This is a genomic window from Flavobacterium sp., from assembly GCF_965262375.1.
In the GTDB taxonomy this organism is placed as follows: domain Bacteria; phylum Bacteroidota; class Bacteroidia; order Flavobacteriales; family Flavobacteriaceae; genus Flavobacterium.
Genome location: NZ_OZ253527.1, coordinates 1,551,817 through 1,568,717, shown reverse-complemented (window position 1 = coordinate 1,568,717; position 16,901 = coordinate 1,551,817). Strand labels below are relative to the sequence as shown.

The 16,901-nt window shown below is 35.0% G+C and carries 12 protein-coding genes; 3 read left to right on the top strand and 9 right to left on the bottom strand.

The features are described 5' to 3' along the window. Positions 1 to 7 precede the first annotated feature (7 nt). Complete coding sequence (locus ACQY29_RS07250; protein WP_428224559.1) at positions 8 to 3,229, bottom strand: SusC/RagA family TonB-linked outer membrane protein; 3,222 nt, start codon at positions 3,227 to 3,229, stop codon at positions 8 to 10. Positions 3,230 to 3,427: 198 nt separating this feature from the next. On the opposite strand from ACQY29_RS07250, the gene ACQY29_RS07245 reads away from it, so the two are divergent. Then, positions 3,428 to 4,087: a ribonuclease HII gene (locus ACQY29_RS07245; RefSeq protein WP_428224558.1), complete on the top strand. Its 660-nt coding sequence runs from the start codon at positions 3,428 to 3,430 to the stop codon at positions 4,085 to 4,087. Between the two features lie 286 nt (positions 4,088 to 4,373). Here the strand turns inward: ACQY29_RS07245 and lipB are convergent, their stop codons facing one another. After that, positions 4,374 to 5,066, bottom strand: a complete 693-nt coding sequence (gene lipB / locus ACQY29_RS07240) for a lipoyl(octanoyl) transferase LipB (protein ID WP_428225888.1) — start codon at positions 5,064 to 5,066, stop codon at positions 4,374 to 4,376. Positions 5,067 to 5,143: 77 nt separating this feature from the next. Continuing rightward, positions 5,144 to 5,884: a hypothetical protein gene (locus ACQY29_RS07235; RefSeq protein WP_428224557.1), complete on the bottom strand. Its 741-nt coding sequence runs from the start codon at positions 5,882 to 5,884 to the stop codon at positions 5,144 to 5,146. A 307-nt stretch (positions 5,885 to 6,191) separates the two neighbouring features. On the opposite strand from ACQY29_RS07235, the gene lysS reads away from it, so the two are divergent. After that, the gene (gene lysS / locus ACQY29_RS07230; protein ID WP_428224556.1) at positions 6,192 to 7,883 is read left to right on the top strand and encodes a lysine--tRNA ligase; all 1,692 of its coding nucleotides are present in this window, start codon (positions 6,192 to 6,194) and stop codon (positions 7,881 to 7,883) included. A gap of 391 nt (positions 7,884 to 8,274) precedes the next feature. Here lysS and ACQY29_RS07225 read toward each other — a convergent pair whose 3' ends face one another. The 3 genes from ACQY29_RS07225 to ACQY29_RS07215 form a co-directional block, all read right to left on the bottom strand. After that, a complete protein-coding gene (locus tag ACQY29_RS07225; protein WP_428224555.1) occupies positions 8,275 to 9,846 on the bottom strand; it encodes a PepSY domain-containing protein in 1,572 nt (523 codons plus the stop codon). A 57-nt stretch (positions 9,847 to 9,903) separates the two neighbouring features. Beyond that, on the bottom strand, positions 9,904 to 12,039 hold the full coding sequence (locus tag ACQY29_RS07220) for a TonB-dependent receptor (protein ID WP_428224554.1): 2,136 nt from the start codon (positions 12,037 to 12,039) through the stop codon (positions 9,904 to 9,906). Between the two features lie 381 nt (positions 12,040 to 12,420). Next, positions 12,421 to 12,789, bottom strand: coding sequence for a hypothetical protein (locus ACQY29_RS07215; RefSeq protein WP_428224553.1), 369 nt, complete (start codon positions 12,787 to 12,789; stop codon positions 12,421 to 12,423). 121 nt (positions 12,790 to 12,910) lie between these two features. Between ACQY29_RS07215 and ACQY29_RS07210 the strand changes: the two genes are divergently transcribed. After that, the gene (locus ACQY29_RS07210) at positions 12,911 to 13,336 is read left to right on the top strand and encodes a hypothetical protein (protein ID WP_428224552.1); all 426 of its coding nucleotides are present in this window, start codon (positions 12,911 to 12,913) and stop codon (positions 13,334 to 13,336) included. 76 nt (positions 13,337 to 13,412) lie between these two features. Here the strand turns inward: ACQY29_RS07210 and hemL are convergent, their stop codons facing one another. The 3 genes from hemL to ACQY29_RS07195 all read right to left on the bottom strand — a co-directional run bounded on the left by hemL (position 13,413) and on the right by ACQY29_RS07195 (position 16,844). Further along, entirely contained in the window at positions 13,413 to 14,699 is a 1,287-nt protein-coding gene (hemL, locus tag ACQY29_RS07205; RefSeq protein WP_428224551.1) for a glutamate-1-semialdehyde 2,1-aminomutase, read from the bottom strand. A gap of 160 nt (positions 14,700 to 14,859) precedes the next feature. After that, positions 14,860 to 15,789 (bottom strand): glucosaminidase domain-containing protein, encoded by a 930-nt coding sequence (locus ACQY29_RS07200; RefSeq protein ID WP_428224550.1) that lies wholly within the window; start codon positions 15,787 to 15,789, stop codon positions 14,860 to 14,862. 134 nt (positions 15,790 to 15,923) lie between these two features. Then, the gene (locus ACQY29_RS07195) at positions 15,924 to 16,844 is read right to left on the bottom strand and encodes a 1-aminocyclopropane-1-carboxylate deaminase/D-cysteine desulfhydrase (RefSeq protein WP_428224549.1); all 921 of its coding nucleotides are present in this window, start codon (positions 16,842 to 16,844) and stop codon (positions 15,924 to 15,926) included. Between the last annotated feature and the right edge of the window lie 57 nt (positions 16,845 to 16,901).

Genomic DNA, 16,901 nt, shown 5'->3' with positions numbered 1-16,901 from the left:
TTTAAAATTAAAATTTAACTCTAATACCTCCAGAAATAGTAGTTAATGGAGAATATGCATATTGACTTGTTTGACCAGTTTCCAAAGTTGTAGGATTTAAACCTTTACGAGCAGAACTTAAAAACAAATTATCACCTGAAATGAATACATTTAAATTTGAAATTTTCATAGGCTCTAAAAATCGTTTAGGAATAGTATACCCAATTCGCACATTATTAAGAGCAATGTAATCAGACTTCGTTAAGAAACGTGTAGAACCTGATGCAGCGTTATCTCTAACACCTGATAATCTAGGAACATCTGTTATATCACCAGGTTTTTGCCAACGATCTCTAATATCTGTGTGGAAATTGTTTTTACCTGCTTGCTCATTAGCCATTAAACCAGCGTATGCTGTATCATATGTATAACCACCGAAGCTATATAAAACTTGTGCACTGATATCAAACCCTTTATAACCTGCAGATAAATTCACTGCGCCTCTCACGTCTGGAATAATTGATTTCCCAACAAATTTTTGAGTAGAACGTGCATAATTTTCAGTTGTAGTAGATTTAATTTGTCCAGCATATTGTGGATTTGCCTTAACAAAAGCTTCATAATTCAATACAACTTCCATATCATTTCCAAAAGTAGAACTACCATTATCTGCAACTACACCATCACCATTTAAATCAACATAATACTGATTCCAAGTAGCATTTCCATTTGCTGAATTTACTCCAGCCCACTCTCTTAAATAGAATTCATATATAGAATGACCCGACGCTCTACCGTATCTTTCAAAAACGTCAACAGCAATTTCAGAGCCATCATCATTAGTTGAAGTACTAATTAATTTATTAGCTAACATTTCACCATTAAAAGACAAATCTAAAAACGCATTTTGTTTCTTAATTAAATGAGCAGTTACGTCAAATTCAAAACCTTTATTTTCAAGCAATCCTTCATTAGTGTAAAATCTTGCAAATCCATTTGAAGGTGCAACAGCTTTATTAAATAACAAATTAGTAGTCCTTTTATTATAAAAATCAAAATTAGCTTCGATTCTGCCAAACAAACCTAACTCAATACCTACTTGAGCCATTTTTGAAGTTTCCCAAGTTAGATCAGGATTACCTAATGAATTAAACACAAAATTTGGAGTTGTTGCACCAGCAGTAACATCATATTTATCATAACCTCCATAAGCAGAAATACCAGCTTGCTCACCTGTTAAACCATAACTAGCTTTAAATTTAAGTACATCTACATTAGAATTATCTTTCAAGAAAGACTCATTTGACACATTCCATCCTAATCCTAAAGACCAAAAGTTACCCCACTTTTTATTCAAGAAACGAGAACTACCATCTCTTCTTATTGTACTTGTCAAATAATATCTTTTATCAAAGTTGTAATTCAATTGTCCAAAATAACTTTCTAATTTTTGCTCTTCAGTGTAAGATGCAATTGAATTTACTTTTGTTCCTTGATTAAACTCAGGAATAGGTAATCCGAAATTCTGCTTGAATGCACTCCAATTTCTATCTTCGTAAGCATTATTTTCATGAGCTACTAATGCTTCTAAATCATGTTTACCAAAATTATTTTTATAACGTAATAACTCTAAAACATTATACGAAAACAATTCTCTGTCTGTTCTGTATAATGATCCGTTTGAACTTGCACTTGGACCAAAGTACTTACTTTGCATATTATTAAACTTTCTAACAAAGAATTGTGTACCAATTTTTGTTTCAAAGGTCAAGCCTTTAGCTAATTTTACATCAAAACCAAAGTTAGTAGAAACTTCATTTCTTTTAGCACGTTCCAATGTATATTTAGCATCCGCAATCGCATTCGTTAAAGCACCAAATCCTCTACCTTCTTCACCATAGTCATACTGTCTTTCACCATATAAGTTATACATATACCCACCATCAGCATCTCTTTGAAAAAGAGGATAAATAGAAGGTATATTATCAACAAACCAGAATACACTCCCTGAATCTTCAGATTGTCCACCTTGATTAGTTGTTGACATAGTATAAGCTAAATTGGCAGATACCTTAAACCATTCTTTTACATCACTTGATACATTTAAACGACCAGTAATTCTTTCAAAATCACTATTAATAGAATAACCTACATCCTTTAAATACCCTAAAGATGTAAAATATCTCGTTTTATCACTTGCACCTGACAAGTTAAGATTAGCTTCTGTTCTAATAGAATTTTGGAAAGCATAATCAGCCCAGTTTTCAGGGTCATATTTTCTAGTAACTCCAGGTTTAACTGTTCTAGTAACTGGATCAATCAAATCAGCCCCCGAAGCCACATTCCACATATTGTATGCTGGAGCAACCCCATTTCCAGAAAACAGGTTTGTATTTGCATAAGCTACTGGATTAGCTTGACTAGTTGCGACACCTCTATTATAAAGTCCTTCCCAACCAAAAGCAATATATTCCTCAGGACTTTTTATAACTGAATATCTTGGCAATAAGCTAAAATTAACCCCAGTTCTTGATTCTACTTCTATAAAAGACTCACCCTTTTTTCCATTTTTAGTTGTAATCAAGATAACTCCATTTGCACCTCTAGAACCATAAATTGCTGTTGCTGTAGCATCTTTTAAAACAGATGTTGTAGCAATATCATTTGGATTAATAGACTCAATTCTTCCGTTATATGGAACACCATCTACTACATATAAAGGATCTTTATTTCCATTTATTGAACCAAACCCTCGAATACGAACTGTACCCACTGTTCCTGGTTGACCCGAAGTATTTATAACACGTACACCAGCAACTTCACCAGCTAAAGCCTGCGTTACATTAGATACATTTTTTTTAGTCAATTGCTCTGATTTCACCTCTTTTACAGTACCTATAAAATCTTTCTTTTTTGTAGTACTATATCCAACCACAACAACCTCTCCAATTTGCTTAGCATCACTTTGCATTACAGTATTCATCACACCCGAAGCTCCAACTACCTTAGAAACTTCTCTCATTCCCATAAAAGAAAAAACTAAAGTCTCTCCTTCTTTAGCTTTGATTGAGTACTTCCCATCAAAACCAGTTGAAACTCCTTTTTTCGTACCTTTTATAGCTACATTAACTCCAGGCAGTGGTCCACTTGCGTCAGAAACCACTCCAGTAATCGTTTTCTCTTGAGCAAAAGAAAACTGCATTGTTAACGCTAACAATAGCGTAAAAATCCATTTGAACTTTGATCTCATATTAATTTTATTTGAGTTAGTTATCTCGCAAACTTCTTAATATTTTCTTAATAAAACAAATATTTTCTACAAATAACAACCAAATAGCATTGTTAAAATTTAAGTCATATATTTGAAATCCAATAAATAATATGCGTACATATTATTTATTTCTTAACTAAAACTCTTTTTTAACACTATAAATCCAAAAAGAAATCCATGTTAGCCTCAAAATTCAGTAATTATGCAATAGAATGCGGAACCGACGAAGCAGGTCGCGGGTGCCTTGCCGGACCTGTTACAGCCTGCGCCATTATACTTCCAAATGATTTTAAATTAGATATTCTGAATGATTCTAAGCAATTATCCGAAAAAAAAAGGGATTTTCTACGTCCTTCAATAGAGGAAAAAGCACTCACATTTGCTGTTACTCATATATCTAATGAAGAAATTGACGAAATAAACATCTTAAATGCCTCCATGAAAGCCATGCAAGAGAGTATTTTAAAACTGGATATTAACCCTGAATATATTATTGTAGATGGAAACAGACCTATTTTTGGAAAATTGGGCATCAAAACCCAAACAGGATACAATTTTACTTCAGAAGAAATTGATTTTTTAAAGAACATCCCCAATCAAAGTATTGTAAAAGGTGATGGCAAATTTTTAAGTATCGCTGCTGCTTCGGTTTTAGCTAAAACCTATCGTGATGATTATATGAATAAAATTCACGAGGAATTCCCGATGTATAATTGGAAAAAAAATAAAGGCTACCCCACCAAAGACCACCGAGAGGCGATTGCTAAGTATGGCATCACTAAATACCACAGAAAATCATTCCGCTTATTACCTGAGCAATTGAGCTTGGATATCTGAGTTATGAGTTATGAGTTATGAGTTATAAAACTCTTGCCTTTAAAAGTCAAAAAAGTCATTTAGCAATATAGTTACTTAAAAAAACAACTATAACCTAAATGACTTCCGACTATTAATATCTTAACATTCACATTCAGCACCGAAATCTAAACACTGAATACGTAACACTGAACACTGAGCACTGAACACTGAACACTGAACACTGAACACTGAACACTGAACACTGAACACTGAACACTGAACACTGAACACTGAACACTGAACACTGAATACTGAACACTGAATACTAAACCATCTCCGCTTCAAAAAGCTCAGTAAAATGTTTTATAATTTTTCCTTTCACTTCTTGTTCATCAACAGCACGACCGAGTTCGACATGCAATGAAGTCACTGCTTTACCTTTAATCCCACATGGGATGATGTTGTCAAAATACCCCAAATCAGCATTTACATTTAAAGCAAAACCATGCATAGTCACCCAACGAGAAGCACGTACGCCCATGGCGCAAATCTTTCTCGCAAATGGTGTCCCTACACCTAACCACACCCCTGTTTCGCCATCACTTCTTTCAGAAGCAATACCGTATTCTGCCAAGGTTAATATAATCGATTCTTCTAACAGACGTAAATACTTATGTATATCGGTAAAGAAATTTTCTAAATCTAGAATAGGATAACCTACAATTTGCCCAGGTCCGTGATAGGTAATATCTCCTCCTCTATTAATTTTATAGAAAGTGGCGCCTTTAGCTTCCAACTGTTTTTCTGAAAGCAACAAATTTGACATATCACCGCTTTTCCCTAAGGTATAAACATGTGGATGTTCAACATATAAAAAATGATTATCCGTTTGCAAATCAGGATTGGTGCGTTGTTGTATTTTTTGAGATACAATATCGGCAAATAAAGTTTCTTGATAATCCCAAGTTTCTTTATAATCTTTTTGACCTAAGTCTTGTAGTTTGACTTTTTTATTCATCATCGTTTTATCAGGTTATCCACCTAAACTATAATTATTTATTAAAAGATTTTCAAATTACGTTTTAAACCTTTAAACTAATTAAACACCACATCCAAATTCATTTGCTCGGGTTCTTTTAAAAAAGCATCAAATTTAAATTCGATAGTTATCGTTTTTCTATCTTTTGAAAAAACAACATTCTTATTAGAAACAGATTTTACTGCTTTGGGAAAATGATATTGCACCACATATTTTGAAGCTTCAAAAATCATTTTGTATTGCGCCAAAGAATCGTTATCTAACTTTTTAAGCATTGCTTTATCCACTATAGCTTTACGACTAAACTTTTTACCATCGTATAAATAGTTAATTTTAGTCCCATTTCCAGAAAACAAACTGGGGTCCATCATACCTCCCAAACTTTTATCTTGCTTAGACTTATTCATTTTTTGCAAATCTTGCATATCATTCATTACATCTTGCAAATCAGTCACCGATTTAAAAGGAGTACCGATTGAAAATAAAAACTGTTTTTTATCGGCATTCATTTTCATTTGCATAGTAAAGTTTTCCATTTTCTTCAAGCGTGCTTGTTCTTCTGGAGAAAGTTTAGCTATACTATCTTTTTTCTCTTCAAAAATTTGCTTAAAAGAAAAAGTAGAATCTATCGCTTTGTCCTTCCCTAACGAATCTTTGGGCATCATGGCCATCAAACTTGAACCATCCATATCAAAGGAATATTTTCCAGACCCATCTTCATTAATATATACGTGTTCGGTAAACGTGCAACTTGTCAGCATCAAAAAGATGTTTAGCAACAGTAATAGTTTTTTCATTCGAATTTAAATTTGAGCAAAGATAGGGATTTTGGTTTGGATAATGCGGGTTGATGGATGATGGGTGAAGGAAGTTGAATTTAGAAATCAGAATTTTGAATTTTGAATTTAGAAACTGCACTAAAAAAAAAAGTATCTATACTTTTAAAATTTTGTCTCTTTGCCTCTTTGTCTCTTTGCCTCTTTGTCTCTTTGTCTCTTTGTCTCTTTGTCTCTTTGAATCTTTAATTCTTTTAAACTTTTAAACTTTTAAACTTTTAAACTTTTAAACTAATAATTATCTTTGTCGCCTTAAAATTAATTGTATATGCAACTTTCAGAACAAGAAATCATCAGAAGAGAGAAGTTGACTAAGCTACGTGAGCTTGGCATCAATCCGTATCCCGCAAATTTGTATCCGGTAAATCATACTTCGAAACAAATAAAGGAATCTTTTGAAGAGGGCAAGAAGGTTGTAGTAGCAGGTCGTTTGATGAGTAACCGCGACCAAGGAAAAGCGTGTTTTGCAGAAATTCAAGACAGCGAAGGTCGTATTCAAGCGTATTTTAACCGTGATGTAATTTGTACCGAAGAAGACAAAACCTTATATAACACCGTTTTCAGAAAATTAGTTGATTTAGGTGACTTCATCGGAATTGAAGGTGAATTGTTTACAACACAAGTGGGTGCACAATGTATTCGTGTGACTAATTTTAGTGTATTAAGCAAAACCTTGCGTCCGTTACCTATGCCTAAAACAGACGACGAAGGAAAAGTATATGACGAGTTTAACGACCCTGAACTACGTTACCGTATGCGTTATGTAGACTTAGTCGTTAATCCACAAGTGAAAGATGTTTTTGTAAAAAGAACCAAACTTTTCACCGCCATGCGTACGTTTTTCAACCAAGCAGGCTATATGGAAGTAGAAACACCTGTTCTACAATCGATTCCTGGTGGTGCTGCTGCGCGTCCGTTTATTACGCATCATAACAGTTTAGATATTCCTTTATACATGCGTATTGCCAACGAATTATATCTGAAAAGATTAATCGTAGGTGGATTTGACGGGGTGTATGAGTTTTCTAAAAACTTCCGTAACGAAGGAATGGACAGAACCCATAACCCAGAATTTACCGCTATGGAAATTTATGTAGCTTACAAAGACTACAACTGGATGATGGAGTTCACAGAAAACTTATTAGAATACTGTGCACTTCAAGTAAATGGCACGACTGAAGCTACTTTTGGCGAACATAAAGTAGATTTCAAAGCGCCTTATGCTCGTGTAACCATGACCGATGCTATCAAACAATTTACAGGGTTTGACATTACTGGAAAATCTGAAGATGAATTGCGTGAAGCCGCAAAATCAATGGGCATTGAAGTGAATGAAACCATGGGTAAAGGAAAAATCATCGATGAAATTTTTGGAGAAAAATGTGAAGGCAACTTCATTCAGCCTACTTTCATTACGGATTATCCAAAAGAAATGTCTCCATTATGTAAATCGCACCGTGATAACCCTGAATTGACAGAGCGTTTTGAATTGATGGTATGTGGTAAAGAAATTGCAAATGCCTATTCAGAATTAAACGACCCAATTGACCAAAGAGAGCGTTTTGTAGCACAAATGGAATTGGCTCAAAAAGGAGATGACGAAGCGAATGGCATCATTGACGAAGATTTCTTACGTGCTTTAGAATATGGTATGCCACCTACTTCTGGTTTAGGGATTGGTATGGATAGATTAATCATGTTTTTAACTAATAATGCTTCGATTCAAGAGGTTTTATTCTTCCCGCAAATGCGTCCTGAGAAAAAAGGACCTGAATTAACCGAAGAAGAAAAGATAATTGTTAATTTATTAAAAGCAGAAGACAACCAACCTTTAGCGCAACTTAAAGAAAAAGCAGCCTTAAGTGGTAAAAAATGGGATGCTGCTATGAAAGGATTAGCTAGACATGGCTTGACTAAAGTTGTAGTTGATGGTGATGCTAAAACAGTGGCTTTAGCGTAATTTTTTTGTAATTAAATCTAGACCTAACAGGTCTTTGAGACCTGTTAGGTCTCGCATATAAATAAAAACGGAACTCGATAAAAGTTCCGTTTTTTTTATTACATAATCTTTAGAAAACCAAATTTCAAAGAGTATTAAAACATTAAAAATCAATTCTTTTTTTTTGATTTTTTAAAAAATCCTCTAAAATTCAATCCTCTTTCTCTGATTCATTAGAAAATCCTCTGAAATTCAATCCTTTTTCTCTGATTTATTAGAAAATCCTCTAAAATTCAATCCTCTTTCTCTGATTTATTAGAAAATCCTCTGAAATTCAATCTTTTTTATATAAATTAAACAAAATTAAAAACCACGAAAACAAGTTTTTCAATAAATCAGTTTGAAACAAATTTTATCGTTTAAAAAGCAACCGCAAACCTAATATCGCAAGAATAAACAAAGCAATAGCAGAGCAAGTCATCACGAAATCCCGAATGGGTTTCCCAGCCCAATCCATCCACAAAAACTTATGAAAAATAGCAAACGAATAGCCTTCTACCCTATCAGATTTACCAACGACCGAAGCTATTCTAGAAGTAGCCGTTTCCACAAAATAAGTGGTGTTTTCAGGTGTCGCATAAGCCAATTTCACAACAGGCAAACGCTTGTTAACAAACCCATATTCACGGCTATCAAATTCGGTTACTATTGCAGTCTCCTTCAACGATGCTTTTTTGATTGAACAGGTAGTACTACTAGTACCTTCCCCTTCACAACAGGAAGCACCTGTATTGACTACACCATCAAAATATTGAGCGATAAATGTAGCGTATTTAAATTCTAAATCTTTAGCCACTTTATTTGTTGTAGCATTAATATAAACCACATCAGCAGTGGGAGCTGAATTTTTCTTCCACTTATTTTCTTTTGCATCAATAACCTTTTCAGGTTGCAAAACTGGTTTCAATTCACATCGGTAAAAAAGGGTGTCTTGCCATTGAATTAAACTAGCATTTTGAAAATCGACCTCATTTACATCAAGTTTATTAGAAGCTACTTTCAATTTATCCGCTTCAAGAATGGGTTGATAGACCATATCTTGAATAGGTTTAGGATTCCATTTTTTGGTGAGATGCAAAGCCCCACTAAACGCAAAACCTATAGACAAAACCGAAAACCATAATCCTAATTTACGATGCTGTAAACGGGTTTTATTTGCTGAATTAATTCTCGATTTTCGGAAAACTTTCCAGAAAAAACCATAGATAAACACCCCTGACAAGGCCGACAAAATAATGCTCCCTAAAAGCCCAATCATTACAACTATTCGGATTTCAGGAGTTGCAATAGCATCTAGAAATGACCAATTATGAAAAGTATCGAAAAACCAAATAAATACCTGACGTGAGAGCGGATTGAATGTCGCTAATTTACTAGAAGCCGTTTCAACATATACTTGCATTTTATCGTTTCGGTCAAAACAGACTTTGTAAACAGGCAAATAACGATTTACGTACTTATATTGATTATCAAACTGAGTCAAATAATCCGTTTTTAAAATTGCACTTTGAGCATCATCTAAGAAAAATCGAGCCAAATAATGAGCATAAATCATATCCCCATTTTTTAATTCAGCTCCTGTAGTTACATTGTAATATGCCAATGTATTATCAACTTTTTTGATTTGATAAAACCATTGGTTTTTCATTTCCACATATCGGAAATTTTTAAAAGTTTGCATATGTTCTTTGGCTAAAACCTGTTGCAAACTAAAGTTAACCTGACTAAAATTAACTGGTTTAGGCGTAATAAACTCATTTTTAATCTCTGGTTTAAAGAAATGCGCCATAAAAGGATGCATGATTCCAGATAAACACCATAATACAACAGGTATAAAGGTGATATAAGCAAAAAACCTATGCCATTTATAAATGTGCTGTTTTGCCTTTTTCTCTATTTTTTGAAGAATTGTTTTTTTAGACATATATCATAAATTAGACCTAACAGGTTTTGGAAACCTGTTAGGTCTTGTTAAAAAAATTTACAATGACAAATCATACTGCAATCCAAAAACAAAGGTTCGTGGTGCAGAGGGGGTGTATGTAGGTTGTTGTGTCGCTACATTTCCTTTAGTTACATTATAAGCATACAGTTTGTCCGTGAAATTCATCACATTCAAATAAGCTTCTACCCCTTTAATTTTATAAGCAACTCGACCATTGAACACCTGATAACCATCGTATTTTACGGTATTGATTTGGTCTTGGTAAAAGCTTGACACATATTGCATTTCGGTAGCAATTCTAAAGTTTGGCAACCATTTAGGATAATAACTTAGTTCCGTATTGGCTACCCAACGAGGGGCTGAAGGCATTTCTTTACCATTTAAATCTTTAACTCCATCCAAACTATTTGTTGGCAAAACAAATTCAATAAATTTATGTTCAGAATAGGCACCTCCAACTCGTAAATTCAGTTGAGAAAACGGCTTATAATTCAATCCTAATTCTACGCCTTTATGTAAAGTCTCCCCTACTGATCGATAATCAGTAGAATTATCAACAAGTCTAGTATTAATTAACTCATTTTTACCCTGCATATAATAAACCGAATAATCGATTACTAAATTCTGAGACAACAACTTAAACCACCCACCCACTTCATAATTATTAAAAATTGCTGATTTCAAATCATAGTTAAATTCCGCTGGAACACCATTTTTACCAGTACCCGCTTTAGTTTCAAAAATAACTGATGCGCCTGGAGGTGCAAATCCTTGTGCATAATTAGCATACAAACCTGCGAAAGAAAAAGGATTGTAATTCAAACCTAATTTAAATGTAAACTGATCATATTGCTTATCACCTTCTTTCATACTAATAGCATTGAAATAATCTATTTTCATTTTATCATATCTACCGCCTGCGGTTAAAACCATTTTTTTGAAAGGCGTTGTTTTGAACTGTACAAATCCTGCATAATTAAAAATTGAACCATTATACTCTTTCAATCTAACATCAGGTCTTTCAGTTATTAATTCATATCGATCTATCACCTTTCCATCAAAGTCATAAATTCCTTTCAAATCAATTCTGTATGCCCAGTAATCTATAGGCGAACGATCGAAAAGTCCTCCAGCGACAACATTAGTATTCATAAAGTTGATTTTTTGTATATGTTGAAGCAACAATCCATAACTTTTAAAACTATTGGAATTAACTTCTCCTGTAAACAAAAATTTATCGTTTGTTTTTTTAATCGAATAAGACGGATTTTGACCTAAATTATTTTTACGCAAGAAAGCCGTAAATTGTGTTTGTGCGTTTGCATTCCAATTCAATTCATAGGTAAGCTTAGAACGTAATCCCTCAGATTTTCGATAGGCGAAATCAGTTAAGCTTTTATAGGTACGATGATAAAAACTATACTCATTCACACTCCCGCTCATTTGCGAATAGTAATCGCCATAAAATACCGTAGCAATCAACTTATGCATTTTATTAAACGTATAATCAAAACGCCCGTTGATATTGTATTTTTCATAATCAGAATAGGTCATCCAACTATTTTTTTGGATTGAAGTTAATCCCGAAATATGAAACCCAAACTTCCCTAAAGTACCCGATCCCATGGCTTGAAAACGGTTGTAATGAAACTGGTCGCCTTGAAAACCCACTTTCATTTCATTTTTTAAGGATGGTTTTTTAGAAATCAAATTTATAGCTCCACCCACCGCTTCTGGACCGTAAAGAGAAGAAACAGGCCCTTTTACCACTTCAATATTTTGCAAGTTGAACTGATTGATTTCCAACAAGGCGTTATGATTAAAAACGCCCAAAGGACGAATAGGCAAACCATCTTCTAAATACAAGAAATAAGCATTAGTAGTCATGGGCTGACGAATAGCCATGCTGTGTTGCTCATTACCTAAATTAGCCATCATCACCCCAGGTGTCTTATTGACTAATTCAAACACGGCTGTGGCTTTAGTCTCGTTAATTTGTTTTTCGGACAGTTTAGAAATTGCTAGGGGTGATTCTATTTTCTTGATTTGCATCCGACTTGAAGTCACCACAACTTCGTCTATATTTTTAGTACTTACCGAATCTTTTTTTATTTTTTGCGCATAAAATCCTGTGCTTATTAAAGCAAAGGTTGTAAGAATATATTTTTTCATTTTAAATTTAGAATTGCATAATCACTTACAGCTCATTCAAATGACAGGAGTTTCCTCTATCAAGATTGAATAAACCTTAAAAGTGTTCTTTTTTGATAAGTGCAAACAGATTGAAAAGCGGTGAGTTGATTGAAATAACAATCGGCTACACTTGACTAAAGTGGAGCATGAAGCAAACTACTTTTCAATTGGGAAAGAAAAAGGAACTAATCGGATACTTTAAATATCATTATACCATACATAAAATACGAAAAAGCGTATTATTCTTACCATTAAGTGATTAAGAGAAATTAAGTATAATAACTCAACGACTCCTATGCACAATGGTAAAACGCAGGTGTAAAAACATTATAAAAATCAGCAACCGAATAGTTACTTATATTATGCAGATGGTGGATGAAAAAAAGGATTTCCTTTCAGAAAAGCATAGGTATTCGTATAAACATTCTCAACTAGAGAAATAGAAGTTTTATAAAAAACGGGTAGACGAAACAATTGAACGGGCAACACAAACATTTCTTCCCATTCCATTTTGAGTTGCTTTTTATCTTGCGATAAAGGTTTTTCAGCTTCCGAGGCCTTCGCCATTTGTTTCATCAAATGACATTTACCATTACATTGCAACTGTGGTTTCGCCTTATTTTCACACAATACTTTAGAGATATAATCATAGTTAACCACATACTCCACAAGCGGAAGTACAGGACGCAACAATAGGAACAATCCAAAAAGTAAGGCGATTTTTTTCACGTTGCAAATTTAGCAGTTAAAGATTTTAACACCATGACAATAATCATTTTTTTTCACAGCTAATTAAACCTTTTTCTGTTTTGCAGGTCAAATAGACAAACAGTTTTAAAAAGAATAGCATATGAGAACGTTTGTAACCTTATTTATTTTAACGCTTAGCTTTCAATTTAGCCAAGCTCAGGAAAATCCCACCCAAGACCATTTATCTCCTGAACAGCGTACGGAATTACATTTGAAAAAAATATCCATGGAATTAGATTTATCCGACAACCAACAAAAGGAATTGGCTAAAATCTTAGCAGAAGAAAGCAAAGAGCGTGAAGCGCATCGTCAAGAAAAAAAGCAACTTGAAAAAGAAGGCAAAAAATTATCTGCTGAGGAACGTTTTAAAAAACGTAGCGCTATGTTAGACAAGCAAAAAGCTCATCGTGACAAGATGAAAAAGTTATTAAACGAAAAGCAATTTGCAAAGTGGGAAGATTTTAGAAAAGAACACCGCAAGCACCACAAACAGCGAAAAAATCAAAAATTAAAAATCAAAAATTAAAAAATTCTGTATTCAATAAAAAAGTGGAACTTCAACAATTCTGAAATTCCACTTTTTTTATTTCTAGAAAAACGAGTTACAAACTTTGACTCACTTTATCAATGGCTTGAATCGTCGCATCTAAATCTTCGTAGCTTAAAGCATCAGTAATAAACCAAGTTTCATAAGCTGATGGTGCGATATATACGCCTTCTTTTACCAATCCGTGGAAAAAGTCTTTAAAACGTTGATTATCCCCTTTTTTAGAAGTTTCAAAATCCACTACAGCTTCTTTATCGAAGTGCACTGAAATCATGGAACCTACACGGTTAATGGTGTATTCGATATTATTTTTAGTCAACACTTCGTGAATTCCTTTCTCTAAATAAGCCGTTTTAGCTTCTAGACGGTCAAAAATTCCCGCATCTGAATTTAATGCTTCTAACATGGCTAATCCAGCAGCCATTGCCAAAGGATTTCCTGATAATGTTCCTGCTTGGTACACGGGTCCTAGGGGCGCTAAATAATTCATGATTTCGTTACGAGCTGCAAAAGCCCCAACAGGCAAACCGCCCCCAATAACTTTACCAAAACAAACGATATCCGCTTTGATATTATATAGCTCTTGTGCTCCTCCTTTAGCTAAACGGAAGCCTGTCATAACCTCATCAAAAATCAACAAAGTGCCGTGCGCATCACACAACTCGCGTAACGCTTCTAAGAAACCCGCTTTAGGTGGCACACAACCCATATTACCCGCTACAGGCTCGATGATGATAGCGGCAATTTCATTGACATTAGCCTCTAATAAAGCTTTTACATTTTCAATATCGTTATAGTTAGCTAACAAAGTATCTTTAGCCGTACCTTGTGTTACACCAGGACTGTTAGGCGAACCAAACGTAATGGCTCCACTACCCGCTTGAATTAAAAAAGAATCAGAATGACCGTGGTAGCAACCTGCAAATTTCACAATTTTGTCACGCCCTGTAAATCCTCTAGCTAAACGAATAGCACTCATACAAGCTTCTGTACCTGAATTTACAAAACGAATCTTGTCGATATTAGGCACCATAGCCACTGCTAAACGAGCAATTTGTGTTTCCAGTTCTGTGGGCATTCCAAAAGAAGTCCCTTTTTGAGCTTTTGCTACTACGGCATCCACTACAGGTTGATAGGCATGTCCTAAAATCATAGGTCCCCAAGAGTTGATGTAATCAATCAACCGGTTTCCGTCTTCATCATATAAATAGGCGCCTTTGGCTTCTTTAACAAATATGGGTGTTCCTCCAACGTATTTGAAGGCTCTTACTGGTGAATTTACCCCTCCAGGAATTACTTCTGAGGCTTCTGCAAATAACTGACTGCTTCTTTGATAAATCATTTTGTTCCTAATGTTTGAATTTAGCCCCGATGGAAGCGGCATCCTTTCAAAAGTTGGGCTCGAAAAGCTTGTTTAAAACCTTGAGCCTGACGCCCAGCTTTTGAAAGATACAGCGGACAGCGGGAAACTGCGTTTGAAAATATGCCCTAATGCTGGGCTACTAAAATATAATTAATTGTTGACCGATGGAAATAGCGTTATCCATCAGGTTGTTTTTTTGCTTTAAATCCTCTACCGTAGTATTATATTTTTTTGAAATGGAATACAAGGTTTCGCCCTGAGCCACGGTATGAGTGGTGGAGGCATCGGTAGGGGTTGCAGTGACCTGCGTTACCGATTGTACGACATCTTTTACTTCGTTAGTGACTTCTTTTGCGGGAGTCACCGCTACTGTTTCAGTTTTTTTAACTTCGGCAGGTTTTGATGCAGGCACAAATACAAACCCTAAGACCTTTGAATCATATTGATGCAATTGATAACGCTCGATGATACTGATAAGTTTTTCAGGATATTTAGGGTCGGTAGCATAACCCGCTTTTTTAAGTCCATACGCCCAGCCCTTGTAATCGTATTTATCTAATTTGAACAGTGGCGCATACCATGGTCGCGAGGTTAGAAACAAGGAATGGTCCGTATATGACTGGGCAGGTTCGTTGTATTTACGGAAACATTCCTGAGCGGCATCGTCATCATGACGCACATACTCACCGTTCCATTCTTTGTGGCACTTAATCCCGAAATGGTTATTAGCCGTGCGACATAAGGTTCCTGTACCAGCACCAGACTCTAAAATACCTTGCGCTAGGGTGATACTAGCTGGCACCCCGTGCTCTTTCATATTGTGCATGGCTATTTCTTTGAACTGTCCAATATACCCATTGATGATTTCAGGAGTCACCTTTACTCTTGAGGTTGCCACGAGTTCTTCGGGCTTTTTTAAATTTTGGTCAATAATGATTTCCTTATCAGGCTCATGTACTTTCCTTGTTGGTGTAGTAACCACAGGTTTTCTAGTGGTCTGAATTTTAGGCTTTGCGGCACTACAAGCAACTAAAGTGATGGCGATTAGGAGGTAACAAAAATTTTTCATTTTGAGCTTTATATTTTTTTAAAACCAATCAGGTTTAAGGTAACCTAATGATTTTTGATGATATGACACGAACTATTACGAGACCTAATTGAGACCTAACAGGTCTTAAAGACCTGTTAGGTCTGGAAACAAAATTATTGATTTTTCAACGCATCTGCATAAGCAATTAACGTTTTATTTTTCTTTTGCAAAAATTGATTCATTCCAGCAATACCTTGTAACCCTCCTGTATGAACAGCTAAAATTTTTGAATTTTCTGTAAAATAGCCTTTCGTAATCAAATCATAAACGCCAAAAAGTAGCTTCCCAGTATATACAGGGTCCAAAGGAATTTGAGTTTGCTCATAAAAAGCATTAAGAAAAGCTATCAACGCTTCAGTAACTTTAGCATAGCCTCCAAAGTGGTACTCGTGTATCAATTGCCAACGGTTATTGTGCGTCCATTGCTGAATTTCTTTTGTAAGAAAATCGCCTTTCAAGGCAGGAAAACCCAACACTTTTTGGTGTGGTAAACTGCTATTGATAAGTCCAGAAATAGTTCCACCTGTACCCACAGCCGTACAGATATAATCAAATTCGGCGGTATCGTTTCCTAAAATTTCTTCGCAACCCTGCACGGCTAACGCGTTAGTTCCACCTTCGGGCAATAGGTAACACGTTCCGTATTTAGCTTGTAGATACGCTAAAAATTCAGGATGCTCTTTATCACGGTATTGCTCGCGGGTTACAAATTCGAATTTCATACCACAAGATTGAGCAAACTTCAGGGTAGGATTGGTTACCACTTCTTTCCATAGTTCTTCGCCACGAATCACGCCCACGCATGAAATTCCTTTTTCGTGACAGGCATAAGCCGTTGCGGCTATATGGTTCGAAAAAGCCCCACCAAAAGTAACCAAGGTATCTACCCAATGGTCTTGCAAATAAAGCAAGTTGTATTTGAGTTTTCGGTATTTGTTTCCTGAAATATAAGGATGAATAGTATCTTCTCTTTTGAGGTAAAGAGAGATTCCGTTGGGCAATGAAATATTTATTTGTTGAAGAGGCGTTTTCACTTGGCAAAAATACGCTTTAAATAACAAAAGACGACACGAGGTCGTCCTTTGATGTAA

Bases quoted from the DNA above. Each gene is read 5' to 3' on its own strand.
- lipB (WP_428225888.1), bottom strand. From the start codon at position 5,066: ATGAATAAAAAAGTCAAACTACAAGACTTAGGTCAAAAAGATTATAAA.
- ACQY29_RS07200 (WP_428224550.1), bottom strand. From the start codon at position 15,789: ATGAAAAATTTTTGTTACCTCCTAATCGCCATCACTTTAGTTGCTTGT.
- ACQY29_RS07245 (WP_428224558.1), top strand. From the start codon at position 3,428: ATGTTAGCCTCAAAATTCAGTAATTATGCAATAGAATGCGGAACCGAC.
- ACQY29_RS07250 (WP_428224559.1), bottom strand. From the start codon at position 3,229: ATGAGATCAAAGTTCAAATGGATTTTTACGCTATTGTTAGCGTTAACA.
- ACQY29_RS07235 (WP_428224557.1), bottom strand. From the start codon at position 5,884: ATGAAAAAACTATTACTGTTGCTAAACATCTTTTTGATGCTGACAAGT.
- lysS (WP_428224556.1), top strand. From the start codon at position 6,192: ATGCAACTTTCAGAACAAGAAATCATCAGAAGAGAGAAGTTGACTAAG.
- hemL (WP_428224551.1), bottom strand. From the start codon at position 14,699: ATGATTTATCAAAGAAGCAGTCAGTTATTTGCAGAAGCCTCAGAAGTA.
- ACQY29_RS07210 (WP_428224552.1), top strand. From the start codon at position 12,911: ATGAGAACGTTTGTAACCTTATTTATTTTAACGCTTAGCTTTCAATTT.
- ACQY29_RS07220 (WP_428224554.1), bottom strand. From the start codon at position 12,039: ATGAAAAAATATATTCTTACAACCTTTGCTTTAATAAGCACAGGATTT.
- ACQY29_RS07225 (WP_428224555.1), bottom strand. From the start codon at position 9,846: ATGTCTAAAAAAACAATTCTTCAAAAAATAGAGAAAAAGGCAAAACAG.